This is a genomic window from Quadrisphaera granulorum, from assembly GCF_003149145.1.
Classification (GTDB): domain Bacteria; phylum Actinomycetota; class Actinomycetes; order Actinomycetales; family Quadrisphaeraceae; genus Quadrisphaera; species Quadrisphaera granulorum.
Genome location: NZ_QGDQ01000002.1, coordinates 25,406 through 50,199, shown reverse-complemented (window position 1 = coordinate 50,199; position 24,794 = coordinate 25,406). Strand labels below are relative to the sequence as shown.

23 protein-coding genes and 1 tRNA gene are annotated in these 24,794 nt (G+C 73.4%); 18 read left to right on the top strand and 6 right to left on the bottom strand.

What is annotated here, in order from left to right:
• Positions 1–10: 10 nt before the first annotated feature.
• Positions 11–1,075 (bottom strand): zinc-dependent alcohol dehydrogenase family protein, encoded by a 1,065-nt coding sequence (locus BXY45_RS02635; RefSeq protein WP_109772770.1) that lies wholly within the window; start codon positions 1,073–1,075, stop codon positions 11–13.
• 114 nt (positions 1,076–1,189) lie between these two features.
• On the opposite strand from BXY45_RS02635, the gene BXY45_RS02630 reads away from it, so the two are divergent.
• The 10 genes from BXY45_RS02630 (at position 1,190) to BXY45_RS02585 (ending at position 11,699) form a co-directional block, all read left to right on the top strand.
• Positions 1,190–2,194, top strand: coding sequence for a sugar-binding domain-containing protein (locus BXY45_RS02630; RefSeq protein ID WP_170131284.1), 1,005 nt, complete (start codon positions 1,190–1,192; stop codon positions 2,192–2,194).
• A gap of 268 nt (positions 2,195–2,462) precedes the next feature.
• Positions 2,463–3,839, top strand: coding sequence for an ABC transporter substrate-binding protein (locus BXY45_RS02625; protein ID WP_109772768.1), 1,377 nt, complete (start codon positions 2,463–2,465; stop codon positions 3,837–3,839).
• A 106-nt stretch (positions 3,840–3,945) separates the two neighbouring features.
• Positions 3,946–4,923 (top strand): carbohydrate ABC transporter permease, encoded by a 978-nt coding sequence (locus tag BXY45_RS02620; protein WP_245961614.1) that lies wholly within the window; start codon positions 3,946–3,948, stop codon positions 4,921–4,923.
• Between the two features lie 50 nt (positions 4,924–4,973).
• Complete coding sequence (locus BXY45_RS02615) at positions 4,974–5,801, top strand: carbohydrate ABC transporter permease (protein WP_342799503.1); 828 nt, start codon at positions 4,974–4,976, stop codon at positions 5,799–5,801.
• A complete protein-coding gene (locus BXY45_RS02610; protein WP_109772766.1) occupies positions 5,798–6,610 on the top strand; it encodes an SDR family oxidoreductase in 813 nt (270 codons plus the stop codon). The genes BXY45_RS02615 and BXY45_RS02610 overlap by 4 nt, the downstream gene beginning before the upstream one ends.
• Before the next feature lie 70 nt (positions 6,611–6,680).
• Positions 6,681–7,331, top strand: a complete 651-nt coding sequence (locus BXY45_RS02605) for a transaldolase family protein (protein ID WP_170131283.1) — start codon at positions 6,681–6,683, stop codon at positions 7,329–7,331.
• Between the two features lie 39 nt (positions 7,332–7,370).
• The gene (locus BXY45_RS02600; RefSeq protein WP_109772764.1) at positions 7,371–8,870 is read left to right on the top strand and encodes a mannitol dehydrogenase family protein; all 1,500 of its coding nucleotides are present in this window, start codon (positions 7,371–7,373) and stop codon (positions 8,868–8,870) included.
• Between the two features lie 118 nt (positions 8,871–8,988).
• A complete protein-coding gene (locus BXY45_RS02595) occupies positions 8,989–10,050 on the top strand; it encodes a LacI family DNA-binding transcriptional regulator (RefSeq protein WP_170131282.1) in 1,062 nt (353 codons plus the stop codon).
• Positions 10,051–10,083: 33 nt separating this feature from the next.
• Positions 10,084–10,881 (top strand): HAD family hydrolase, encoded by a 798-nt coding sequence (locus BXY45_RS02590; RefSeq protein ID WP_109772762.1) that lies wholly within the window; start codon positions 10,084–10,086, stop codon positions 10,879–10,881.
• The gene (locus BXY45_RS02585; protein WP_109772761.1) at positions 10,878–11,699 is read left to right on the top strand and encodes an HAD family hydrolase; all 822 of its coding nucleotides are present in this window, start codon (positions 10,878–10,880) and stop codon (positions 11,697–11,699) included. The genes BXY45_RS02590 and BXY45_RS02585 overlap by 4 nt, the downstream gene beginning before the upstream one ends.
• Positions 11,700–12,287: 588 nt before the next feature.
• On the opposite strand, the gene BXY45_RS02575 is transcribed toward BXY45_RS02585, so the two are convergent.
• Genes BXY45_RS02575 through BXY45_RS02560 form a run of 4 tightly spaced genes read right to left on the bottom strand, consistent with a single transcriptional unit; the run spans position 12,288 to position 15,219 of the window.
• Positions 12,288–12,743, bottom strand: a complete 456-nt coding sequence (locus BXY45_RS02575) for a hypothetical protein (RefSeq protein ID WP_109772759.1) — start codon at positions 12,741–12,743, stop codon at positions 12,288–12,290.
• A 7-nt stretch (positions 12,744–12,750) separates the two neighbouring features.
• A complete protein-coding gene (locus BXY45_RS02570) occupies positions 12,751–13,290 on the bottom strand; it encodes a bacterial proteasome activator family protein (protein ID WP_109772758.1) in 540 nt (179 codons plus the stop codon).
• Complete coding sequence (locus BXY45_RS02565; protein ID WP_109772757.1) at positions 13,287–14,336, bottom strand: NAD(P)H-quinone oxidoreductase; 1,050 nt, start codon at positions 14,334–14,336, stop codon at positions 13,287–13,289. Before BXY45_RS02565 ends, BXY45_RS02570 begins: the two co-directional genes overlap by 4 nt.
• 10 nt (positions 14,337–14,346) lie before the next feature.
• On the bottom strand, positions 14,347–15,219 hold the full coding sequence (locus tag BXY45_RS02560; protein WP_146211051.1) for an NTP transferase domain-containing protein: 873 nt from the start codon (positions 15,217–15,219) through the stop codon (positions 14,347–14,349).
• 27 nt (positions 15,220–15,246) lie between these two features.
• Between BXY45_RS02560 and BXY45_RS24445 the strand changes: the two genes are divergently transcribed.
• The 6 genes from BXY45_RS24445 (at position 15,247) to cysE (ending at position 21,888) form a co-directional block, all read left to right on the top strand.
• Entirely contained in the window at positions 15,247–18,681 is a 3,435-nt protein-coding gene (locus BXY45_RS24445) for a HAMP domain-containing histidine kinase (protein WP_146211050.1), read from the top strand.
• On the top strand, positions 18,678–19,169 hold the full coding sequence (locus tag BXY45_RS02550; protein ID WP_245961632.1) for a roadblock/LC7 domain-containing protein: 492 nt from the start codon (positions 18,678–18,680) through the stop codon (positions 19,167–19,169). Before BXY45_RS24445 ends, BXY45_RS02550 begins: the two co-directional genes overlap by 4 nt.
• A 2-nt stretch (positions 19,170–19,171) precedes the next feature.
• Positions 19,172–19,612: a DUF742 domain-containing protein gene (locus tag BXY45_RS02545; RefSeq protein ID WP_211319168.1), complete on the top strand. Its 441-nt coding sequence runs from the start codon at positions 19,172–19,174 to the stop codon at positions 19,610–19,612.
• Positions 19,593–20,174 (top strand): GTP-binding protein, encoded by a 582-nt coding sequence (locus BXY45_RS02540; RefSeq protein ID WP_109772753.1) that lies wholly within the window; start codon positions 19,593–19,595, stop codon positions 20,172–20,174. The genes BXY45_RS02545 and BXY45_RS02540 overlap by 20 nt, the downstream gene beginning before the upstream one ends.
• A gap of 129 nt (positions 20,175–20,303) precedes the next feature.
• Entirely contained in the window at positions 20,304–21,233 is a 930-nt protein-coding gene (gene cysK, locus BXY45_RS02535) for a cysteine synthase A (protein WP_109772934.1), read from the top strand.
• 52 nt (positions 21,234–21,285) lie between these two features.
• The gene (gene cysE / locus BXY45_RS02530; protein WP_170131281.1) at positions 21,286–21,888 is read left to right on the top strand and encodes a serine O-acetyltransferase; all 603 of its coding nucleotides are present in this window, start codon (positions 21,286–21,288) and stop codon (positions 21,886–21,888) included.
• Here cysE and BXY45_RS02525 read toward each other — a convergent pair.
• On the bottom strand, positions 21,861–22,808 hold the full coding sequence (locus tag BXY45_RS02525) for a PAC2 family protein (RefSeq protein WP_109772752.1): 948 nt from the start codon (positions 22,806–22,808) through the stop codon (positions 21,861–21,863). The genes cysE and BXY45_RS02525 overlap by 28 nt on opposite strands.
• Before the next feature lie 492 nt (positions 22,809–23,300).
• Between BXY45_RS02525 and BXY45_RS02520 the strand changes: the two genes are divergently transcribed.
• Together BXY45_RS02520 and BXY45_RS02515 are read left to right on the top strand one after the other, a co-directional pair.
• Entirely contained in the window at positions 23,301–24,596 is a 1,296-nt protein-coding gene (locus BXY45_RS02520; protein ID WP_170131280.1) for a GNAT family N-acetyltransferase, read from the top strand.
• A 62-nt stretch (positions 24,597–24,658) separates the two neighbouring features.
• Positions 24,659–24,743 (top strand) — tRNA-Ser (locus tag BXY45_RS02515).
• Positions 24,744–24,794 lie beyond the last annotated feature (51 nt).

Here is a 24,794-nt window from a genome sequence, read left to right as displayed (position 1 = left end):
CCCGCCGTGATCATGGACGGTCGGCCACCGGTGCGTCGTCGTCGGGCCAGGTGATGCCGACCTTGCCGCCGGTGGCGGCGTCGGCCACCTCGTAGGCCTTCGCGGCCTCGGTGATGCCGAACGTGTCGCTGACGAGGCGCTCGGGGTGCAATCCCCACCGGGCCAGGTTGGTCAGCAGCTCGCTCATCCGCCCGGTCGAGGTCACCCATGAGCCGTGCACCGTCAGCTGGCGGTGGATGAGCACCTCGGACACGTCCACCGACAGCTGCCCGCCCTCGCCGACCAGTGCGACACGGCCCCAGCGGCGGGTGTGGCGCAGCGCCGTCAGCTGCCCGCGGCCGTTGCCGGAGCAGTCGACCGCCACCTCCGCGCCACCGCCGGGCCCGTCGAGCAGGGCGTCGAGGTCGTCATCGGCACCCGAGACCGCCACGTCCACCGCGCCCAGGTCCAGTGCGAGGGCGCGGCGCTCGGGGCTGGGGTCGGTGCCCACCACCAGCGGCGAGCCCATCGCCTTGGCCAGCAGCCCGACCGCGCACCCGACCGGGCCGAGCCCCGTGACGAGCACCCGGTCGCGCCCGGAGACGTCCACCCGGCACAACGCCTCGTAGGCGGTGCCGAAGCCGCAGGCCACCACCGCACCGTCCAGGTAGGTCAGCGACTCCGGCAGCACGAGCAGGTCGCGCTCCTCGGCCAGCAGCAGGTCGGCGTGCCCGCCGTCGCGCTGCCAGCCGTAGGCCGCGCGCCCGGTGCCGGTGCAGGAGATCTGGTAGCCGGCCCGGCACTCGTCGCACTGCCCGCAGCCGGAGATGTGGTAGACGACCACGCGGTCACCCACGGTGATGCGCTCGACCCCGGTGCCGACGGCGATCACCAGGCCTGCGGGCTCGTGGCCGCCGACCACGCCCTGGTAGGCCTCCGGGCCCTCACCAAGGTGCTCGCGGTAGATCGCCCGCAGGTCCGACCCGCAGATGGTGGAGGCCTTGGTGGCCAGCAGCACCTGGCCGTGGCCGGGGGTGGGGTCGGGGACCTCTCGCAGGTCGACCCGGCTGCCTCCCGGCAAGAACGCTGCACGCACTGGGACCTCCACGACGTCGTGTGGCGCGCTCAGATGAGCGCCTATGCTTCAGATGAGCAGCACCAGTCTCGGCGGCAGAAGTCCAGCGTGTCAACGCTGTGGGAGGTTGACCGCGTGGCGACGAAGGCTGGCGGCTCCTACGGGGCGGGTGGCCTCGCCCTCGCGGTGGAGGCGGCCCGCCGCTTCTACGTGGAGGGCGCCTCCAAGGTCCAGATCGCCGATGAGCTCGGCGTCAGCCGGTTCAAGGTGGCCCGCCTGCTCGACACCGCACGGGCCGCTGGGCTCGTGCAGATCACCATCGGGGCGCCGCCGCAGGTCGATCCGTACCTGTCGGCGGGCCTGCGGCGCGCGTTGGACCTGCGTCACGCCGTCGTCCTGGCCGATGGTCGTGGTCCAGTCGGCAAGTCCTCCGACGACGACGACGGCGATGACGACGACGGCGGCGAGCGCGGACCTCTCGGCGCCGCCGTCGGCAAGCTCGCGTGCGACTACCTGCAGCACCTCGTCGGCCCCGACGACGTCGTCGGGCTCGCCTGGGGGCACGCCATGGCCGCTCTCGGCGGTGCATGGAGCGAGCGGGTCGCGGCCACCTTCGTCCAGCTGGCGGGTTCCATCGCACGCCCCGACCTCGCCCTCGGCGCCCCGGAGCTGGTGCGGACCACCGCGGAGCGCGCCGGCGGCCGGGCTGCCTGCTACTACGCCCCCATCGTGCTGCCGGACGCCGGTAGTGCCACGGCGCTGCAGCAGCAGATCGGGGTGCGTGAGGCCTTCGGGCTCCTCGACGGCCTCACCAAAGCCGTTGTCAGCATCGGCGCGTGGTCACCGCGGGAGTCGACGGTCTATGACGCCCTCGAGGAAGCCGACCGTGACCGCGTGACCGGCGCCGGAGTGGTCGCCGAGACGACCGGGCTGCTGCTGACCGCCGAGGGTGTCGTCGTCGATGCGCTCCCGGACCGCGTCGTCGCGGTGGGCGAGACGCAGCTGCGCCGGGCCCGCGTCGTCGCCGTGGCGGTGGGCGCTTCGCGCGCCCTCGCCGTGCGTTCCGTGGTCCGTAGCGGCCTCGTCGACACCCTCGTCACCCACGCTTCGCTGGCGCGCGCGCTCCTCGTCGCCAGCTGAGACCCACCCCCGAAAGAGAGACTCAGCGTGACCTGTTCGTGACTCAGCTCGCGTTGACAACGTTTGCAGAATGTCGGCAGACTCCTGTGCATCACGACGACGACGTCGAGAGGGCGAGCCGCAAGAGGCCCGCCCCGAGACACCACCGCAGCACCCACACACCCCCAGACGGCACCCACCGGCACTCCCGGCGGGTCGTCCACCGACCGACAGCTCGACCCCGGCGCCGACGGCGGCGCTCGGTCACCTCCGAGGAAGAAGGTCTCCCATGGCAGCACGACGACGTGTCCTCGCCTCCATCGCCGCCGCCGCAGGCGTCGCCGTGCTCGCCTCGGGCTGCGCCGGCGCCGGAGGCGGCGGTGGCAGCGGCAGTGGTGGCGGCACCGGTGGCGGTGAGGCCAACTCCATCAACGTGGTGATGGTCAACAACCCGCAGATGGTCGACCTGCAGAAGCTGACGGCAGACAACTTCACCAAGGAGACCGGCATCACGGTCAACTACAAGGTGCTGCCCGAGAACGACGCCCGCGACACCATCCAGACCGACTTCAGCCAGCAGTCCGGTCAGTACGACGTCGCCACGATCTCCAACTACGAGGTGCCGTTCTTCTCGGCGAACAAGTGGATCGCCAACCTCGACGAGAACATCGCCGCGGACTCCGCCTACGACCAGAACGACATCCTCAAGCCCATCGCCGATGGCCTCAAGGGCGCCGACGGCTCCCAGTACGCCGAGCCGTTCTACGGCGAGAGCTCCTTCCTCATGTACCGCAAGGACGTCTTCGCGGCCAAGGGCCTGACGATGCCGGAGAAGCCCACGTGGGACCAGGTCGCCCAGCTCGCCGCCCAGGTCGACGAGGGCCCGGGCAAGATGCGCGGCATCTGCCTGCGCGGCCAGGCCGGCTGGGGCCAGGTCTTCGCCCCGCTCACCACGGTGGTCAACACCTTCGGCGGCACCTGGTTCGACAAGGACTGGAACGCCCAGGTCAACGCCCCGCCGTTCGTCGAGGCGACCAACTTCTACGTCAACCTCGTGCAGCAGCACGGTGAGCCCGACGCCGCCAACGCCGGCTTCACCGAGTGCCTCAACGCCATGACCCAGGGCGGCGTGGCCATGTGGTACGACGCGACCTCCGCCGCCGGCTCACTCGAGGCCGACAGCTCGCCGGTCAAGGGCAAGATGGGCTACGCCGCCGCCCCGGTGAAGGAGACCGCATCCTCCGGGTGGCTGTACAGCTGGGCGTTCGCCACGCAGGAGTCCTCCACCAAGAAGGACGCCGCCTGGAAGTTCATCTCCTGGGCCACCAGCAAGGAGTACGAGCAGCTGGTCGGTGAGCAGATCGGCTGGTCCAACGTCCCCGCCGGCAAGCGCTCCTCGACCTACCAGAACGCCGACTACCAGGCGTCGGCGCAGGCCTTCTACGCGGCCACCGAGGCGGCCATCAACGCGGCCGACCCCAACAACCCGGGCGTGCAGCCCCGTCCGGCGCCGGGCATCCAGTTCGTCGCCATCCCCGAGTTCGCCGGCATGGCGACCCAGGTCTCCCAGGGTGTGAGCGCGGCGATCGCCGGTCAGCAGACCGTCCAGCAGGCCCTCGACGCCGGGCAGCCGCTGGCGCAGGCCGCCGCCGACGCCAACAAGTAGGCCCCCCATCCGGTGGTGAGCGCTCCCCGCCATCCGTCCTCCTCGAGCCCTGCGGTGTGAGGACGGCGGACGGCGGGGACGCCCACCCGGCGGAAGAAGGACTCCCGTGACCACAGCCACACCTGCGGCGTCGGAGCTGACGCCGGAACAGCGCACCACCTACCAAGCCCCCCAGGGGCAGGCCGCCCGCGACCGGCGGGAGGCCCGGCGCCGCCGGATCCCGCTGCTGCCGGCGCTCGTCTTCACCATCGCCGCCACGCAGCTGCCGTTCCTCGCGACGATCGTCATCTCGTTCATGGACTACCGGGCCCTGCGTCCCGACCAGCGCGGCTTCACCGGCTTCGACAACTACGTCCAGGTCTTCACCAACCCGGCGATCCGCCAGGCGGTGCTCACCACGATCCTGCTGACGGCCACCGTCGTCATCGTCAGCCTGATCCTCGGAACGGCCATCGCGCTGCTCCTGGACCGCAAGTTCATCGGCCGCGGAGCGGTCCGCACGATGATGATCGCGCCGTTCCTCGTCGTCCCCGTCGCCTCCGCGCTGCTGTGGAAGCACGGCATCCTCAACTCCGGCTACGGCCTCATCAACGGTGTCCTGACGTGGATCTGGTCCCTGTTCGGATGCAGCAACCCTCCGCAGCCCCAGTGGTTGAGCGACTACCCGCTCGTGTCCATCGAGCTGTCGCTCATCTGGCAGTGGACGCCGTTCATGATGCTGATCCTGCTGGCGGGCCTGCAGTCCAAGCCAGGTGACGTCGTCGAGGCGGCCCGCATGGACGGCGCCGGCGCGTGGCAGATCTTCCGCTACATCACGTTCCCGCACCTGCGCCGCTACCTGGAGCTGGGCGGCCTGCTCGGGTCGATCTACATCGTCCAGGCCTTCGACTCCGTCTTCATCATGACCGCCGGCGCCCTGGGCACGGCGAACCTGCCGTACACGATCTACGCGACCTTCTTCCAGCAGCAGAACTACGGCCTGGCCTCGGCGCAGGGCGTGGTCGTCGTCATCGGAACGATCATCATCGCGACCTTCGCGCTGCGCACCGTGTCCAGCCTGTTCGACGAGGAGACCGGCCGATGAGCACGCACACCAATAGCGCTGTGGCCGCCACCTCGTTCAAGGGTCCGCGCATGAAGCGGCGAACGCCTGAGCAGGGCGGGCACCCGGCCTGGGGCATCGCCGCCTGGGCGGTCGGGCTCCTCTTCGCCGCTCCCGTGCTGTTCATGGTGCTGACGTCGTTCCACTCCGAGACCGACGCGGCCACCAACCCGCCGTCGCTGCTGGCGCCCCTCACCCTCGACGGCTACCGCTCGTTCTTCGCGGGCCAGCCGTGGCCGCCGCTCATCAACTCCCTCACCGCCTCGGTGGTCTCCACGCTGCTGGTGCTGGTGCTGGCGGTGCCCGCGGCGTACGCGCTGAGCATCAAGCCGGTCGAGAAGTGGACCGACGTGCTGTTCTTCTTCCTCTCCACCAAGTTCCTGCCGATCGTGGCGGGTCTGCTGCCGCTGTACCTGTTCGCCAACTCCGTCGGCGTGCTCGACAACATCAGCTTCCTGGTACTGCTCTACACCTCGATGAACCTGCCCATCGCGGTGTGGATGATGCGCAGCTTCCTCGCCGAGGTGCCGGTCGAGATGATGGAAGCGGCCCAGCTCGACGGCGCCGGGCTCATCACGATGCTCCGCTCGGTGGTGGCGCCGGTGGCACTGCCCGGCATCGCCGCGACCTCGCTGATCTGCTTCATCTTCAGCTGGAACGAGCTGCTGCTCGCGCGCACCCTCACGTCGACGGTGGCGAGCACCTCCCCGGTGTTCCTCACGAGCTTCGCCACCAGCCAGGGCCTGTTCCTGGCGCAGGTGTGCGCGGCCGCCGTCGTCATCTCCCTGCCGGTGCTCGCCGCGGGCTTCGCCGCGCAGGACAAGCTCGTCCAGGGCCTCTCCCTCGGCGCCGTCAAGTGAGCGGACCGAGCCAACCGAGCGGACCGACTGGACGGCGCTCCGCCGTCGTCACCGGAGCGGCGGGCGGGATCGGGCAGGCCGTGGCTGCGCGCCTGGCCGCCGACGGCCTCGCGGTCACCCTGCTCGACCTCGAACGCAGCGCCGCGGCGCTCGCCGCGGTCGAGGACCGCCTGCAGGAGGCCGCAGGCGCGCAGGTGCGCAGCGACCACGCCGACGTGACCGACGAGCACTCCGTCGAACGGGCGCTGCAGGCCCACGCCGAGGCGTTCGGAGGGCTCGACGTCGTCGTCGCCAATGCCGGCATCGCGATGACGGCGCCACTGCTGGAGACCACCACGCAGCAGTGGGACACCACCATGGCCGTCAACGTGCGCGGCGTCGCCAACTGCTACCGGTCCGGCGCTCGCCTCATGATCGCCCAGGGGCGCGGCGGGCGGCTCATCGGCGCGGCCTCCGTGGCCGCCCACCGCGCGGGCCGCTGGCAGAGCGCCTACTCCGCCTCCAAGTTCGCCGTCCGGGGGCTCACGCAGGCCGTGGCCCTGGAGCTCGCCGAGCACCAGATCACCGCCAACTGCTACAGCCCCGGCGTGGTGCAGACCGCCATGTGGGACGGCATCGACGCCGCTGTCGCCGAGCGGACCGGCGCGCAGCCGGGGGCGCCGATGGCCGCGATGACCGGCCAGATCGCGCTCGGGCGGCTGCAGACCCCGGACGACGTCGCGGGTGTGGTGTCCTTCCTCGCATCGCCCGACGCGGCGTACATCACGGGCCAGTCCGTCGTCGTCGACGGCGGCATGTGGTTCTCCTGAAGGCTGCCGCCCACGCCACCGCCCGCTCGATCTCCCGCCCCACCCCGACCGTGAGGACCGTGAAAGACCCGTGCAGCTCTACCTCGACACCGCCGACCGCGCCGCCGCCGTGCCGCTGCTGGTCACCGGCGCGTTCCGCGGCATCACCACCAACCCGGTGATCCTCCAGCGGGCGGGCCTGGGCAGCGCCGACATCCCCGCCGTCCACGCGTGGGCGGTCGAGCACGGCGCGGAGCTGGTGTTCCTCCAGACCTGGGGCACCAGCGCCGACGAGCTGGCCGCGCGGGGGCGGCAGCTGCGCGCCCTCAGCGACCACGTGGTGGTGAAGCTGCCCGCCACGCTCGACGGCACCACCGCGTGTGCGCGCCTCGCGGCCGAAGGCGTTCCCACGCTGCTCACCGCAGCCCACACGGTTGCCCACGCTGTTCTTGCGGGGGCTGTCGGTGCGCAGTGGGTGGCGCCCTACGTCAGCAAGGTCGACGACGACGAGGGCGCCGCCGTCGACGTCGTCGTCGCCATGCACCGTGCCCTTTCCAGTGGGACCGGCACCGGCAGTGGGTGCGCTGTTCTCGCGGCCAGCCTGCGGAGCCTGGCCGCTGTCGGGGCGCTGGCCGCCGCGGGCGTGCCCGCCGCGACCCTGGGCACGGCGCTCGCCGAGGAGCTCCTCACCCACCCCCAGACCCTGGACGCCGACCGGCGCTTCCTCGAGGCCGCCCGCTGACCTGTCGGCTCTCTCTCGCCATTTCCCTTGGAGGCACCGATGCCTGACCACGCCACCGCACTCAACGCCCAGAACCTGGCGGAGGTGGGCTCCCGCGTCCCGGTGCCCGGGTACGACAGGTCCGCCGTCACCGCCGGCGTCGTGCACTTCGGCGTGGGCGGGTTCCACCGGGCCCACCAGGCGATGTACCTCGACAGGCTGCTCAGCAAAGACGTCGAGGCCGCCAAGGACTACGGCATCTGCGGCGTCGGCGTGCTCCCCGGAGACGCGCGCATGCGCGACACCATGGCCTCCCAGGACTGCCTCTACACGCTCGTGCTCAAGCACCCCGACGGTTCGCTGGAGCCGCGCATCGTCGGCTCGATCGTCGAGTACCTCTTCGCCCCCGACGACCCCGAGGCCGTGGTCGAGAAGCTCGCCGCGCCCACCACACGGATCGTCTCGCTGACGGTCACCGAGGGCGGCTACAACCTCGACGACATCACCGGCGAGTTCGTCACCGACACCCCCGCGGTGGCCGCCGACGCGGCCGCCGGGTCCGACGCCGGGAAGCTCACCACGGTCTTCGGGCTCGTGGTCGAGGCGCTCGTGCGCCGCCGGGAGCGCGGCCTGGAGCCGTTCACGGTGATGAGCTGCGACAACCTCCAGGGCAACGGCCACCTCGCGCGGACGGCCTTCGCCGCCTTCGCGGACCTGCGCGAGGAGGCCCTGGGGGAGTGGGTGCGCGAGCACGTGCACTTCCCCAACTCCATGGTCGACAGGATCACCCCGGCCACCACGGGTGACGACGTGGCGCTGGTGGAGCGGGAGTTCGGCATCGTCGACGCCTGGCCGGTGGTGTGCGAGCCCTTCACCCAGTGGGCCCTGGAGGACTCCTTCGGGGCCGGTCGTCCGCCGCTGGAGGAGGTCGGCGTGCAGGTGGTACCCGACGTCGAGCCGTACGAGCTGATGAAGCTGCGGCTGCTCAACGCCAGCCACCAGGCGCTGGCCTACTTCGGGCGCCTGCTCGACCACGAGCTGGTCGACGGCGCCGCCACCGATCCCGACCTGAAGCCGTTCGTGCGCGCCTACATGGACGCCGAGGCCACCCCGACGCTCGCGCCCGTGCCCGGGGTCGACCTGGACGAGTACAAGGACACCCTCGAGGAGCGGTTCGGCAACCCCCACGTGCGCGACACCACCGCACGCCTGGCCGCGGAGAGCTCGGACCGCATCCCCAAGTGGCTGGTGCCGGTGGTGCGGGCCAACCTCGCCGCAGGCCGTGACGTGCACCGCTCCGCCGCGGTGGTGGCGAGCTGGGCGCGCTACGCCGAGGGCGTCGACGAGCACGGCGAGTCGATCACCGTCGTCGACCGGCGGCGCGACCGCGTCATGGCCGCCGCCCAGCGCCAGCTCGGGGACGACCCCCTGGCCTTCCTGCGCGACCGCGAGCTCTTCGGTGACCTCGTCGACGACGCTCGGTTCACCGACGCCTACCTCGACGCACTGCGAGGACTTCACGACGACGGCGCCCGCGCCACGCTGCGGCGGCTGCGCTGACCCGCTGACAGGCTGATGCGTCGTCCATCGGGGGGACCTTCGCGCGATGTCCGCAGGCACGCGTGGTTCGATCTCGCCTCAGCCAGTCACCACGACGACGTCCGCGAGCGTGATCACCATGACCGGCATCCCACCGTCAGCGCCCCGCGCCCCGCGCGCAGCGCGAGCCACCCTCGTCGACGTCGCCACAGCGGCGGGTACCAGCGCCTCGACCGTCTCGCGGGTGCTGCACGGCGGCGCCGGCGTCACCGACGAGCTGTCCGAACGTGTGCGCCGGGCTGCCCGGGAGCTCGGCTACTCCGTCAACCGTCAGGCGCGCACCCTGCGGCGCGGCAAGGACACCGCCATCGGCGTGGCGTGCGAGGACTTCACCATCCCGTTCTTCGGGCGCATCGTCGCGCAGGTCGAGCGCGCCGCCCACGAGCGCGGCTACGGGGTGGTCATCACGTGCGCGGGAGCGGGGCGCTCGGAGGAAGAGGCCGTCGAGCCGCTGCTCTCCCGTAGCGTCGCGGGGCTCGTCGTCGCCACCGGAACCGCAGGTGCCCCCGAGGGGTACCTGGCGGAGCTGGCTGCGGAACTGCCCGTCGTCCAGGTCGACGCCCCGGCGCCGAGCGCGTCCTCCGACACCGTCGGCATCGACAACGAGGCCGCCGGCCGGCTGCTCACCGAGCACCTCATCGCCCACGGCCACCGGCGGATCCTCTTTGTCGGGTCGGGGCCTGCCGCCACCACCGTCGAGATCCGCCGCCGCGGTTACGAGGCGGCCATGCGCGCGGCCGGCCTGGAGCCCGTCTCGACCATGCTGGGGTACCTGCCCAGTGAGACCACCGAGCGGGCGGTGGCGGTGCTGCGCGAACTGACCGACCCGGGCGCTCAGGACGGCGGCATCACCGCCGTCCTGTCCGGCGTCGCGCGCGTCACCATGGGGCTGGCCTCGGCCATGGCCCACCTCGGCTTGCGCGACCTCGCCTTCGCCGCCATCGACGACCTCGCCGGCGCCGACGCCTTCAGCCCGCCCCTGACGGTGCTGGAGCAGGACGTCGAGGCCATCGGTGCGCGCGCCGCGCAGCTGCTGTTCGCCCGCATCGACGGTGACCGCACGCCGCCTGTTCACGAGCAGGTGCCGCTGAAGCTCATCGTGCGCGGCTCCGGGGAACTCCCCCCGCGCGCGCCGCGCTGATCCTGGCTGCGCGCGGCCTCGTAGGGTGGCGGCGTGCTCGTGGCCCTGGATGTCGACGGGACGATCGTCGACCACGACCTCGGCCTGTCGGCGCGCGTCCGCGACGCCGTCCGCGCCGTCGCCGCTTCCGGTCACCACGTGGTGGTGGCCACGGGACGCTCGGTGGCGTCCACACGGCCGATCCTCGCCGCCCTCGGCCTCGACTCCGGGTACCTCGTGTGCAGCAACGGTGCTGTCACCGCCCGGCTCGATCCGCAGCTCCCGAACGGCTACGAGGTGGTGGACGTCGTGACGTTCGACCCGTCCGAGGCGCTGTCCCTGCTGCACGCCGAACTCCCGGACGCCGCCTTCGCCGTCGAACTCGCCGACGGTGGCGTGCTCGTCGCCGGTGACTTCCCCGCCGGGGAGCTCGACGGCGTCCTCCGCACGGTGGAGTTCGCCGAGCTGGCGGGCGCGCAGGCCACGCGCGTGGTGGTCCGCAGCCCCGAGCACACCACCGCCGACTTCGTCGAGCTGGTCGGCAGGGTCGGCCTGCACGGCGTCAACTATGCCGTCGGCTGGACCGCCTGGCTCGACCTCGCGCCCCTGGGCGTCACGAAGGCCAGCGCGTTGGAGCAGGTCAGGGTGCGCCTGGGCGTGCCGTCGCGGGCCACGCTGGCCGTGGGGGACGGCCGCAACGACATCGAGATGCTCCGCTGGGCGGCCCGCGGCGTCGCCATGGGCCAGGGGCCGCTGGAGGTGCGGGAGGCTGCGGACGAGGTCACCGCCCCTGTCGACGAGGACGGTCTCGCCGACGTGCTCGAAGGGCTGCTCGTCCGGGCCGCCTCATGAGCGGGTCGAGCGGATCGGCGGGCGTGCGGCTCGTCGCCACCGACCTCGACGGCACCGTCGTCCGTGGCGACGGCACTATCTCGCCCCGCACCCGCGCCGCCTTCGACGCCTGCCGCGCTGCCGGCGTCCACGTGGTCGCGGTGACCGGGCGCCCGCCGCGGTGGGTGGTCGACCTCGCCGACCTCTTCGGCCCCGTGGTGGTGGTCTGCGCCAACGGCGCGATCACCTTCGACCTCGCGACGAGCTCGGTGCTGAGCTCGCGCACCGTCCCCCCGGCCGCCGTGCTCGAGGCCGTGCCCGCGGTGCGCCGCGAGCTGCCCGGCGTCTCGGCCGCCCTGGAGACCCTCGCGGGGTTCCGGCACGAGCCGGCGTACGTGCCCCGCTACGACGCCCGCCGCACCGCGGTGGTGGGGGAGCTGCCGGAACTGCTCAGCGACGACCCCGGCGTCGTCAAGCTGCTGCTGCGCGAGGAGTCCACACCGTCGGACCGGCTCCTCACCGTCGTCCAGCGCGCCGCCGGCCATCTTGTGGAACCGACCCACTCGGGCATGGACGGTCTCGTGGAGGTCTCCGCCCGCGGCGTCAGCAAGGCCAGCGCGCTCGCGGCGCTCGCTGCTGACCTGGGCATCGACGCCGCCGAGGTCGCCGCGTTCGGCGACATGCCCAACGACGTGCCCATGCTCCGCTGGGCGGGGCACTCCTACGCGGTCGGTGGCGGTCATCCTGATGTGCTCGCCGCGGCGAGCGGCGTGACGCCGCCGTGCGAGGAGGACGGCGTCGCGCAGGTCGTGGAGCGACTCCTGCAGCTCACGCCCTGACCTGCCCGCGCCACCTCCCCGGCCCGATCACTCGAAAATGCCTCTCCCTGGTCGCAGAAGTCGTCGTCCCGCCCCCTCGGTGACGATCAAGGAAATGTGCGTCACAACAGCCCGTGACCTGGACAGTTACTGCAGCAATGGGTCGCAGATCTTGGCGATCGATCGGGATCTCCCGCACGGGGAGCCGATCGATTGCCAAGATCTGCGTGATCTCTGATGGGCAGGTCCCTCCACGCCGCAACGACAGCGCTGTGGCGCTCACGTCCTTGATCGTCAAGGGATGCGGTGACGCGTCCGCTTTTTCCAGGCCTGAGACGGCCCCCGGCCAGGGTCGTTCAAGGAAGCTCGTCCCGCCGAGCATGCAGAAGTCGCGCCCCGGGCGGCCTGAGGCTGGTTCGGCCACGTTCTGCATGCTCGACGGGATGCCGAGGTAAGGGCCGCGTGACGACCGACGGGCAGAAGTCCACCCACGCCGCGTCAGAGGGGTGTCGAGCAGACTTCTGCACGTCCGTCGTCACGCGCCAGGGTGGCGGACGCCCATGATCACGCACGGAGGTGTGCGCAGCGTCCATGACCACGGACGGGGTGTCAGGTGTGGACGAGTGCCTCGACCTGCGCCACCGCGCGGTCAGCAGCCTCTGCGGCGGAGGCGTCCGACAGCACCGTCGAGTCGGTCCGGGCGCGCACCCGCGCCATCGTCACGGCCTCAGCGGCCTGCGCCGCGAGCGTGGCGGCACGCGACAGACGGGCGTGATGCTCGCCCGCCGCGCCGCCGGGCACCTCGAGCCCCGAGCTGGGGGAGGAGGCCTGCTCGGCCACGCATGCGGCGCGCACGTCGTCGAGGCAGATGGCTAGCCGCGCTCCGCACCCCTCCAGTGCGTCGCGCAGCGCGCCGTCCGGCACGCCCTCGAGCAGCTGGTGGTATCTGTCGACGGCGCGGCGGAACCTGTCGTGCAGGCGACGCCAGACGCCGCCCTCACCGAGCTCGAGGTCGTCGGGGGAGCGGCGCGCGAGGACGTCGCGTAGCCGCCTCCGCGCAGGCACGGGCCAGCTACAGGTACTGGCCGGTCGACGAGGGGGGAGATGGCGGAGCCGGCGGCCCGCCGGGCCCGTCCGGGCCGCCCGCGCCCGGCGGCAACGCCCGCCGCATCTGCTCCAGCTGAGAGCGCGCCGCCACCTGCTGCGCCACGAGCGCCGTCTGGATGCCGTGGAAGAGCCCTTCCAGCCAGCCGACCAGCTGCGCCTGGGCGATCCGCAGCTCCGCGTCCGTGGGGGTCTCGCCCTCGCCGAACGGGAGGGTGATGCGGCGCAGCTCCGCCACCAGCTCAGGCGAGAGGCCGTCTTCCAGCTCGACCAGCGACCGTTCGTGCACCTGCGCGAGACGCGCCCGGCCAGCGTCGTCCAGGGGCGCCCCGCGCACCTCCTCCAGCAGCTGGCGCACCATGCTGCCGATCCGCATGACCTTGGCCGGCTGCTCCACGCTGCCGACGGCGCGGGCGGCGTCGGAGTCTTCGCCTCCGCCGTGCGAGAGCGCCGTCCCCGACACGACCACCACCGGCTCGCCACCCTGACCGTGCGACTGCTCGCTCACCGACCGCTCCTCTCCCAGACCAGCAAGACCTTGCCCACGTGCGCGCCCGCCTCCAGGTCGCGGTGGGCCCGCGCCACCGCCTGCGCGGCTGCGCTCTCCGAGACCCCGGCAGGTATCACCACCCGCTCCGAGACCACCGGGCGCACGGTGCCCTCGGCGATCAGTGGCCACACGTGCTCGACCACGCTCGCGCAGATCGCCGCTTTGCCGTCCGGCCCGTCGACCGGACGCGGGCGCAGCGCGATGCCCAGCAGCGACAGCCGCCGCGACACCATGAGGCCCAGGTCGACCTCGCCGCGCCGCCCGCCCTGCATCCCCAGCTGCACGAGTCGCCCGCCGGTGGCGAGCGCCGCGAGGTTCCGCTCCAGGTAGGGACCCCCCACGACGTCGACGACGACGTCGGCCCCGCGCCCGCCCGTGGCCGCGCGGATCTCCGCGACGAAGTCCTGGCGGGTGTAGTCGATGAGCACGCTGGCACCCAGGTCGGCGCACGCGCGGAGCTTCCGCTCGCTGCCGGCGGTCACGGCGACGACGGCACGACGGCCGAGCAGCTGGCGTGCCAGCTGGACAGCCATCGTGCCGACGCCGCTGCCGCCGCCGTGGACGAGCAGCACCTCACCGGGGCGCAACCCGGCGCTCATGAACACGGTGGACCAGACGGTGGCGGCCACCTCGGGCAGCGCGGCGGCGTCGACCAGGTCGACTCCCGTCGGCACCGGCATGACCTGGCCCGCGGGCACCACGACCCGCTCGGCGTACCCGCCGCCGGCGAGCAGCGCGCAGGCGGCGTCACCGACCCGCAGCTCGGTGGCGTTCTCGACGCCCTCGCCGAGCGCGGCCACCACGCCCGAGACCTCCAGGCCGAGCACGTCGCTGGCCCCCGGCGGCGGCGGGTAGTGCCCCTGCCGCTGCAGGAGGTCGGCGCGGTTTACCCCCGAAGCGACGACGTCGAGCAGCACCTCGCCAGGCCCGGGCTCCGGGTCGGGCAGCTCCACCACGACCAGCGCCTCCGGCCCACCCGGTTCGGGGACCAGCACAGCTCGCACGTCGTCGACCCTACGCAGGAGCAGACCCCGGCGCCTGGCCGAGCTGGTCGAGCTGGTCGGGACGGTCGAGCTGGTCGGGGTGCCCCGGCAGCTCGGCGGCGAGGGACGCGAGCCGCTCGAGGTCTCCCGGCAGGTCGACGTCGGCCAGCACGGTGTCCGGCACGGTCACCTCGACGAGGTCGCCGTCGCTCGGCAGCAGCCGCGCCGCCGCCAGGCCCGCCAAGCCGCCGTCGCGAGCGCGGAGTGCCGCAACGCGCGCGGCGAGCGCCGTCCTCCGCTGCGCGGCGAGGAGCATCTGGCGCCGTCCTGAGCCGTCGACGGCCACCGCCGCCTGCGCCTGCGGCGCGGCGTCGAGCGCGGCGAGCAGCCGGGGCACGGCGAGCGCGGAGAACGGAGCGTCTCCAGGAAGGACGACGACGACGGCGAGCCGGCCGGCGGCGTCGTCGTCCTCGAGGGCCGCGAGTCCGGCGCCCACGGCCGCCGCCGGTCCGCCTCCGGGCGGGTCCTCCCGGCACCACAGCACCGGCCGGTCGCGCTCGAGTCGCAGCTCGCGGTCAGGTCCCACCACGGCCACCGGCACGTCGCGCGGCAGGCTGTCTACCAGGCGTTCCAGCAGGCTGCGACCACTCAGCTGCAGCCCGGGCTTGTCGGCTCCGCCCAGCCGGGAGCCCCCGCCACCGGCCGGCACGACGACACCCCAGAGGCCGTGGTCCGAGGCACCGATGCCCCGAGCGGACGCTCCCGCGAAGTCCCGGTGACTGCCACCGTCGGTGACTACTCGGGCGGCGCCGGGTGAGCGGACAACGTCTCGCCCGTCGACGCGGGCGCTGTCCTGGGGGAGGATGTGCTCCGAGTGGGCCGGTCGAGTGATCGGTGGACTCATCGTGAGCACGCTCCTCGGAAGGTGGACATGGTCCGCAACCTCAGCATCAGGTCCCGGATCCTGGCCGTGCTGGCCCTCCCGGTCCTGGTGCTCGTGGCGGCGGCCGCCACCTTCTCCTGGAACGGCCTCACCGCAGCCCGTGACGCCGCGGCGATGCAGCGCGCCGTCCAGGCGGTGCGCGAGGTCCCGGCGCTGGTCGCCGCGCTGGACGCCGAGCGCACGGCGTCCGCGCGCCTGCTCGACGGTGACTCCTCGGCCAGCGAGGACGTCATCCGCGCCCGGGCCACCACCGACCCCCTGCTCCAGGGTGTCACGACCGGTCTGCAGCAGGTCGACGCCTCCCGCCTCAGCGAGGGCCCCGCCCGTGCCATCGCGGCTGCGGTCGCCACTTTCGGGCAGGTGGACGACGTCCGCGCCGTCGTCGACCAGGGCCAGCAGAGCGGCACGCTCGTCTCCGCCACGTACGAGACCGCCATCGGCGCCCAGAGCGCGCTGCCGGGGGCGCTCGCCGATGACGCGGGCCCAGCCGCCGCGGATGCTCTGCGGGCTTCGACGTCCCTGCAGCAGCTCGTGGGCTTCCTCGCCGACGAGCGCGACGTCGGCTCCCGCGCGCTGCAGACCGGTGCCGCCGTCGACAGTGCCGAGCGGACCACGCTCGTGGGCATCGCCGCGCAGATCGCCACCACGCGTCCGGAGGCGGTGCGCCTGTCCCGCAGCGCTGGCGTCCAGATCCCGCAGCCCAGCGTTGCCGTGGTCCAGATGCGCGCCGCCGTCGAGGGCGATCCCGACTCCGGCTTCCCGCTGCCCTCGGTCGAGTCGTGGCGGTCGGCCTTGAACGCCGAGATCGCCGCCCTCACGCCGTCCGCTCAGGCCCTCGCTGCCACCAGTGCCGATGCTGTCGCCCGAGAGGCCGCCGACGCCCGTCGGTCGGCGTTGACGCTGGGGGCCGGCGCGCTGGCCGCCGTCGTCGTCCCCCTGTTCATCGCCCTGCTCATCGTCCGCAGCATCACCGAGCCGCTGCGCGCCCTCACCCGCGCGGCCGGTCAGGTGCGCGAGCGCCTGCCCCGCCTCGTGGAGGCCGCCCACTCCGGCGACGGCACCGACGGCACCGCTGGCGCAGCACCGGAGGTCGAGCTCGAGCCGATCCCGGTGCGAGGGCGCGACGAGATCGGCCGCCTGGCCGCGGCCTTCAACGAGGTGAACGCCACCACGGTGCAGGTGGCCCAGGAGCAGGCCGCGCTGCGCGCCGCCATCGCCAGCACCTTCGTCACGGTCGCCCGGCGCGACCAGGCGCTGCTCAATCGGCAGCTGTCGTTCATCGACACCCTTGAGCGCGCCGAGGAGGACCCCCACACCCTGGAGGACCTCTTCACTCTCGACCACCTCGCCACCCGCATGCGCCGCAACGCCGAGTCGCTGCTGGTGCTCGCGGGCATCGACAGCGGCCGGCGCCTGAGGGTGCCCATGCCGCTGTCGGACGTCGTGCGGACGGCGTCCAGCGAGATCGAGGACTACCGCCGTGTCGACCTCGCCCTCGGGGCCGACCCCGCGGTGCTGGGACACCTCGCGCTGCCCGCGGCGCACCTGCTGGCGGAGCTTCTCGAGAACGCCACCCGCTCCTCCGACCCGAGCACTCGCGTGCGCGTGGCGACCTCCCCGATGCCGACCGGTGTGCTGCTGACCGTCACCGACGAGGGCATCGGCATGACGCCCACGCAGCGCGCCGAGGTGGCGGCCCGCCTGGCAGACCCCTCGGCGAGCGCAGCGGTCGGCGCTTCCGAGCTGGGCTACTTCGTGGTGGGCCGCATCGCCCGGCGCCTCGGTGCCTCCGTGGAGGTCCACGCCGGTGCCGTCCGCGGCACGGTGGTGGCGGTGGCGCTCCCGGCGACGGTGTTCGCGGGCAGCGTGGAGTCCATCGCCCCGGACGACCGGGCCGCCCGACCGGCGCTGCCGGTCCGCGGCACCGCCACCGGCGCCCTGCCGGCCGTGTCCGCTGCCGGCGCTGCGCTGTCCGCGGCACCACTCCCCTCGGCGCCGCTGCCTGCAGTGCGTCTGCCCGAGACGGGCCCCGCAGCCGTCCCAGGACCCGTCCCGGAGCACGCCGTCGCCCGTGGCGCCCAGCCGGCCTCCGCCGTGGCGCCCAGCACCGGGAGGACGCGGTCCACCGGTGGCCTACCCCGCCGCGCCCCGCGGGCCGCGGAGGCGGCACAGGCTGCTCGGCGAGCTCGCACCGGTGCGCTTCCCGCGGTGCCTGCGGCATCGTTGGACGCCGTGCAGGACGCACCGGCCGCCATGCCCGGCGATCCCGCCGTCGCCCGGCGCAGCGCCGTGTTTCGGACCTTCGCCGCCCGGCGCGGCCAGCTCGACCCGACCGCCGTCCCCGACATCGACCTCACCGCCCTGCGCTCGCCGCTCACGGCGTCCGCGTCGAGTTCCCCGGCGACGGCGACCGAGATGGGAACGACGACGGCGACCGGGCCGTCCGGCGCCGGTAGCGCTCCGCGCCCGACCTCCCTGAGCGCCCTCGACGAGGCGGTGGCCGAGCCGTACGCGCCGGTCAGCCGGGACACCGGCGCAGCTCCGTCGCTGCCGACGCGGAGCCACGAGATCGCGGCCGCAGCGCCGGCAAAGGCAGCGCCGGCCTCGGCGGCCCCGGCTCCGGCAGCGCCGGCCTCGGAGGAGGTCCGGCCCATGACACGCCGAGAGCTGCGAGCCCTGGAAGCCAGCGGAAAGCTAACCGCGGTCCGCAACCGGCGCACCGGGCAGAACCCTCCGGTTCCTGCCCGCTCGGAATCGGTCGCCCGGCGTCCTGGATCCTCCGCGCTGCCGTCCCAGCCGACTCAGGCGCCGCGCCCCGAGACAGTGCCCGTGGCCTCGCCGCTGGTCCCGGAGCCCACCGGTGTGCATGCGCCGGGTGCCGGGGCGGCCGCGGCCGGTCTGGCGTCCGGACTGCCCGCCGGGTTCGCCGCCGCGATGCCCGCCCAGCTCTTCACGCCGGTCACCGCCCCCGCCACCACGGGGGACACTCCGGTGGCGCTGCCGCGACGCACCTCCGCCACGGCCGCCTCCGCGGAGGGCACGACATCTGGCGCGACGCCCAGCACGGGGAGCTCTGCCTCGAGCTGGCACGCGCAGCCGGGCGCGCCGCTGCGGCCCCTGCGATCGATGCCGCCCGCCACGGGCGTGGCCCCGGCCCTCGCCGCCTTCGAGACGGGCCGCATCCCCCGGGAGCCCTACCGCCCGGCCGCGGTGTCCGCAGGTGGCGCCCCGCTCGCCCGCCGCGCTCCCACCGCGTCGGCTCCGACCGTGACGCAGCGTCCGCCCGGAGGGCAGCACCCGCCCCGCCGGCGCGAGCCCTCCGAGGTTCGCAGCATGCTGGCGGGGTACACGAGCGGTGTCAGTCGAGCCCGTCGCGCCCCCGCCGGGGTCCCGGGCGAAGCCCAGACCAAGGAGGACCGGTGACAGCTCAGACCGGCAGCGTGACGACGTCGGCGCAGGCGGGAGGGGACACCACCACTGCCGCGGGCTTCAGCTGGCTCCTGGACGACTTTGTCCGTCGCGTCCCCGGAGCCCGCAACACCCTCGCGGTCTCCGCGGATGGCCTGCTCATGGCCATGTCGGCCGACCTCGACCGCACCGAGGGTGACCAGCTGTCCGCCATCGTGGCCGGCATGTCGAGCCTGACGCGCGGCGCGGCGCGGCAGCTGCGCGGGGGAGAGGTGCGGCAGGCGATCGTCGAGATGGACGAGCTGTTCCTGTTCACCATGAGCGTCTCGGACGGGTCGGTGCTCGCCGTCGTCGCCGATGCCACCTGCGACGTGGGCCTGGTCGGCTACGAGATGGCGATGCTCGTCTCCCGCGCCGACGCCGCGCTCACCCCGCAGCTCGTGGCGGAGATGCGCGCCACGCTCCCGGTGGACGGCCCCGGGCGCACCAGCCGGGAGGGCTGAGGGTGTCCGCCCGCCACCCCGGCAGCCATGTCGCCGCCGGCAGTGACGACAGCAACGACGACGGCGAGGACCTCCCCACCGTCCGCCCCTACGCGGTGGCAGGCGGTCGCCGAGCTCCGAGTGCCACCGAGCTGCCGCTGGAGGCCCTCGTGCAGGCCCTCAGTACGCCCCTGACGGGCATGACCCGCGAGTGCCGCCGCATTCTCGAGCTCACGGCGTCGGGATGGCTGTCGGTGGCTGAGCTGTCGGCGCACGTGCGTCTGCCGGTGCCCGTCGCGCGCGTCGTCATCGGTGACCTGCAACGCCAGGGCGCCGTGCGCGTGCACGCCCCCGTCCTCCCGCCGGCAGACCGGCGCTCGGGTACCGCGGACCGCCGCGAGTGGGTGCCCACCTCCGACCGCCGACTGCTGGAGAGCGTCCTCGATGGCATCAGCACCCTCTGAGACGGCCCTGGAGGCCGCCCCCACCACCGTCAAGATTGTCATCGCCGGTGGGTTCGCGGTCGGCAAGACGACGTTCATCGGCTCGCTGTCCGACATCGAGCCGCTGAGCACCGAGGCGGCCATGACGGAGCACTCCGTGGGCCTCGACGACGCCGGCGGCCGCGACCGCAAGACCACCACCACGGTGGCCATGGACTTCGGACGCATCGCCCTGCCGGGCAACCTCTGGCTGTACCTGTTCGGCACGCCCGGCCAGGACCGGTTCCTCTTCATGTGGGACGACCTGGTCCGCGGCGCGATCGGCGCCGTCGTCCTCGTCGACACCGAGCGCCTGGAGCAGTGCTTCGCCGCCGTCGACTACTTCGAGCAGCGCGGTATCCCCTTCGTCGTGGCGGTGAATTGCTTCGACGGGATCGCGCGGCATGAACTCGACGACGTGCGGGAGGCACTCGCCGTCCCCGCGCACGTGCCGGTGCTCTACACGGACGCGCGGGCCCGGCCCGCCACCAAACAGACGCTGGTGACCCTCGTGCAGATGGCGGTGCAGCAGCTCGCTGCGTGACGGTGGCCAACCGCCCATGATCACCCCGACCGCGGTGATCATGGGAAGTTGGCCACCTCGGACGAGTCCGGTAGGGCCGGACGAGGGTCCCGCGGAAGATCTGCGAGCTCCACGGTGTTCGATGCCAGCGTGCGCATCTACGACGACGTCACGCAGCTGGTCGGCCGTACCCCGCTGGTGCGCCTGGGCCGCCTCGCCGAAGGCGCGGTGGCCGAGGTGGTGGCCAAGCTCGAGTTCTACAACCCCTCGGCCAGCGTGAAGGACCGCATCGCGGTCGCCATGCTCGACGCCGCCGAAGCGTCGGGGGAGCTGAAGCCGGGCGGCACCGTCGTCGAGGCGACCAGCGGCAACACCGGCATCGGGCTCGCGATGGCGGGTGCGGCGCGCGGCTACCGCGTGGTGCTGACCATGCCGGAGACGATGAGCCTGGAGCGGCGCGCGCTGCTCAAGGCGTACGGCGCCGAGGTGGTGCTCACGCCGGGCAGCGAGGGCATGAAGGGCGCCGTCGCCAAGGCCGTCGAGGTCGCCACCGAGCGTGGCGCGGTGCAGGTGCGCCAGTTCGCCAACGCCGCCAACCCCGAGGTGCACCGCCGCACCACGGCGCAGGAGATCTGGGACGACACGGACGGCCGCGTCGACGTCGTCGTCGCCGGTATCGGCACCGGCGGCACCATCACCGGCGTCGGGCAGGTGCTGAAGGAGCGCAAGCCCGGGCTGCGCGTCGTCGCGGTGGAGCCGAAGGAGAGCCCGATCCTCAACGGCGGGCAGCCCGGCCCCCACAAGATCCAGGGCATCGGCCCCAACTTCGTGCCGGAGATCCTCGACACCTCCGTCTACGACGAGGTGGTCGACGTCGACATCGACACCTCCGTCGCCTGGGCCCGCCGCGCGGCCGCCGAGGAGGGCATCCTCGCGGGCCTGTCCTCCGGCGCCGCGCTCTCGGCCGCCGTGCAGGTGGCGAGCCGCCCGGAGATGGCGGGCAAGCTCGTCGTCGTCGTCATCCCCAGCTTCGGGGAGCGGTACCTGTCGACGGTCCTCTACAGCGACCTCATGCAGTGACCTCCAGCAATGACGCTGGCCCCCCCAGCAACGACGCGGGAGTGACTCAGCCGTGATCGACCATGCTCCGCCCTCCTGGCGCGAGCGGATCCGCGAAGACGTCGACGCAGTGCTCCTGCGCGACCCCGCGGCCCGCTCGCGCCTGGAGGTGGTGCTCACCGCCCCCGGGCTCCACGCGCTGTGGGCGCACCGGGTGGCGCACGTCCTGTGGCAGCGGGGCCCGGCGTGGCGGTTGCCCGCGCGGCTGGTCTCGCACTGGGCGCGGCGGCGGACCGGCGTCGAGGTGCACCCCGCGGCGCGGCTGGGTCGGCGCATCGTCATCGACCACGGCATGGGCGTGGTGATCGGGGAGACCGCGATCGTCGGCGACGACGTGCTCATGTACCACGGCACCACGCTCGGGGGCCGCGTCAGCGGCCTCCAGGCCGAGCAGCAGGGCCGCCGCCACCCGGCGGTCGGAGACCGCGTGGTCCTCGGGGCCGGCGCGACGGTGCTGGGGGCCGTGAGGGTCGGCGACGACGCGCGCGTGGGTGCGGGCGCCGTCGTCCTGGTCGACGTGCCCGACGGCGCTACCGCCGTCGGGGTGCCCGCGCGGGTGCTGCTCCCGCGTTCCGGCGGCGGCAAGCCTCAGGAGCCGGCGGCCGACCCGTCCTGACCCTGCGGCGGGCCTTCCTGGGCACGCAGGAAGGCCTCGAGCTGCGCGGCGAGCTCGTCGCCGTCGGCCACCTCGTCCTCGGGGAGGTGCGGGGAGACCAGCGACGGGCCGGTCAGGCCGCGGCCGGCGGCGACGGCGTCGTACTGGTGCTCCAGCGCCGAGACAGCCTCGCGGGTCTCGGCCGAGGCCGCGACCTGCTCGTCGACCTGGGCGAGCACCGCCACGCCGGTGTTGGCGAGCTCGGCGATGGCGCCGTCCAGCTGCAGGCCCGTGGCCTGGGAGAGCGCCTCCAGCAGCGCCACCGCCGACGGCGGGAACGCAGTGGCGCCCAGGTAGTGCGGCACGTGCACGGAGAAGCCCATCGACGGCAGCCCCGCCTTGGCGAGGGCAAGCTCCACGAAGGCGCCGGCATGACCGGGGACGACGACGGCGTCGAACCACCGCGGACGCCCCGTGATGAGCGCGCGGTCGCTGGCGTGCGCGGTGAGCGCGGCCGGGCGCGTGTGCGGCGCTGCCCACGGGATGCCCTGCAGTGACACCGCCAGGCGCACCTCGGCGCGCTGGGTGAGCTGGTGGATGGCGGCGGCGAATCGCTGCCAGTGCAGGTCGGGCTCGGCGCCGGCGAGCAGCAGGAACGGGGTGTCGGCCTCGTCGCGGAGCTCATGGAGCACGAGCTCGGGCAGGTCGACGTCCTCGAATCGGTCTCCGGTGAAGGTCATCGGGGGACGACGGCCGCGGTAGTCATGCATGAGGTCGACGTCGAAGCGCGCGATGACTCGCGACTCCAACCGGCCGAGCAGGTGGGTGGCGACGAGCTGCGAGGCCGCGCCGGCGTCGACGAAGCCGGTGAGGGCGTGCACGAGCACGGACCCCGGCGACGGTTCGTCGGTCACCTCGTACAGGTCTTCCGGTGCCAGCACTGCTCCTCCGTCCTCAGCGCGACATGCGTCTGCCCGGCTCAACGTCGCGGACCCCCCAGATCCATCCCGCCCTCCGTGATCATGGGCGCTACGTACATCTCGGGACGGGGGCGATGAGGCCCTGTGTCGCCGTCCCGGCCACGATCACGCGAGTGTGCGCCACATCCCGAGATCGCCGGGCTGCCCGAGCTCAGTTGCCATGGCTGATGTGCAGATCTTGGCGTTCGGTCGGACGGCGCCTGCGCAAGGCCCCGATTGATCGCCAAGATCCGCACGCTTCTGAGACCAGGTCCGGGGGGCCACATCTGGGCGGCCACGTGGCCGGCAGCCCCAGCGACTGGTGGCGCTCCGGTGCTTGATCGTCGGTGGTTTGCAGCGTCATCGCCTCATGACCATGACCATGACCATGACCATGCGAGCGTGCACAGAGTCCATGATCACGGACGGGAAGTCGGTGGCGCGCCCGTGACACGGCCTGACAGGCTCGGCAGCGTGAGCACCACCGCCACCCCCCTCGCGGCCATCACCGCCGGCGCTCCTGTCGACCCCGTCATCCGTCGCGCCACCCGCGACGACCTCCCCGCCCTGCGTGCGCTCGACAGCCGCGCCTTCGGCGCCAGCTGGCCCGACGACGAATTCGCCGGGTTCGAAGCCCTCTTCGAGGCCGAGCGGTTCGTGGTCGCCGTCGAGCCCGGCGATCACGCCGCCCAGGGCATCGACGGCATCGACGCCCTGGCCGGCACCGCCGGTGCCTACCCCTTCACCATGACGCTCCCCGGCGGCGCCCAGCTGCCCGTGCCCGGCGTCACGTGGGTCGCCGTCGCCCTGCACCAGCGCCGCCGCGGGCTGCTGCGAAGGATGTTCGCTGATCTGCATACCGGGCTCGTCGCGGAAGGCGCCGCCCTCGCGGTGCTCACTGCCAGCGAGGCCGGCATCTACGGCCGCTTCGGCTACGGCGCCGCCACCACCAACCGCTCGGTGAGCATCGACAGGCGCTGCGCCCGCTTCACTCCGGCCGCCGAGGCCCTCGCCGGCGCAGCCGTGGCTCGCCACGCCAGCATCGCGGCAGCCAAGAACCACCTCGCCGCCGTCCATGACCGCTGGTGCGCCGCTACCCCCGGGGCCCTCTCGCGCAGCAGTGCCTGGTGGGACTGGGTGCTTACGGACCCGCCGGACCAGCGCTCCGGCGGCACTGAACTGTTCGCGCTCGTCCACCCCGACGGTTACGCGACCTATCAGGTCACCGACGACGGCGACACCGCCCGCGTCGTCGAGGTCGTCGCCACCACGCCCGCCGCCCACGCCTCCCTGTGGCGCTCGCTGCTGGCCCTCGACCTCGTCGAGGACGTCGTCGCCCGGCGCGCCGTCCCCCTCGATGACCCGCTGCCCCACCTGCTCACCGACCCACGGGCTGTCACCACCACCGCGTTGCGCGACGGCATGTGGGTGCGCCTGCTCGACGTGCCCGCCGCGCTCGCGGCCCGCAGCTACGCCTGCGAGGTCGACGTCGTGCTGGAGGTCGACGACGACGGCGGCCTGCCCGGCGTCGATGCCTCGGCCCGCGTGCGCCTGCGCGGCGGCCCGGACGGCGCGGAGTGCACGCGCACCGACACCCCGGCCGACGTGCGCCTCGGCGTGGGCACCCTGGGCGCGGCGTTCCTCGGCGGCCCGCGTCTGGCGCCGCTGGCGCGGGCCGGGCTCGTGCAGGCCGACGCCCCCGCCGTCGTCGCTCGGCTCCACTCCGCGTTGGCCTGCGACGGCGAACCGCAGTACAGCACGTCCTTCTGACGCCGCGCCGATCCTGCCGACTGCACAGCGACGGCGACGGTGCGGCAGGATGGGCGCGCCGAGGAGGGCTGCAGGAGCGGCCGAACTGGACCGCCTTGAAAGCGGTTGACTGGAAACAGTCCGTGGGTTCGAATCCCACGCCCTCCGCCCGGACGCGGGGCCTCCCGCTGGCGCTCACGCGCTGGTGGGAGGCCCTGC

What these genes read in the sequence shown, in the direction of transcription:
- BXY45_RS02540 (WP_109772753.1), top strand. Translation starts at nt 19,593, where the DNA reads ATGGCATCAGCACCCTCTGAGACGGCCCTGGAGGCCGCCCCCACCACC.
- BXY45_RS02560 (WP_146211051.1), bottom strand. Translation starts at nt 15,219, where the DNA reads ATGAGTCCACCGATCACTCGACCGGCCCACTCGGAGCACATCCTCCCC.
- BXY45_RS02600 (WP_109772764.1), top strand. Translation starts at nt 7,371, where the DNA reads ATGCCTGACCACGCCACCGCACTCAACGCCCAGAACCTGGCGGAGGTG.
- BXY45_RS02625 (WP_109772768.1), top strand. Translation starts at nt 2,463, where the DNA reads ATGGCAGCACGACGACGTGTCCTCGCCTCCATCGCCGCCGCCGCAGGC.
- BXY45_RS02585 (WP_109772761.1), top strand. Translation starts at nt 10,878, where the DNA reads ATGAGCGGGTCGAGCGGATCGGCGGGCGTGCGGCTCGTCGCCACCGAC.
- BXY45_RS02615 (WP_342799503.1), top strand. Translation starts at nt 4,974, where the DNA reads ATGAAGCGGCGAACGCCTGAGCAGGGCGGGCACCCGGCCTGGGGCATC.
- BXY45_RS24445 (WP_146211050.1), top strand. Translation starts at nt 15,247, where the DNA reads ATGGTCCGCAACCTCAGCATCAGGTCCCGGATCCTGGCCGTGCTGGCC.
- BXY45_RS02595 (WP_170131282.1), top strand. Translation starts at nt 8,989, where the DNA reads ATGACCGGCATCCCACCGTCAGCGCCCCGCGCCCCGCGCGCAGCGCGA.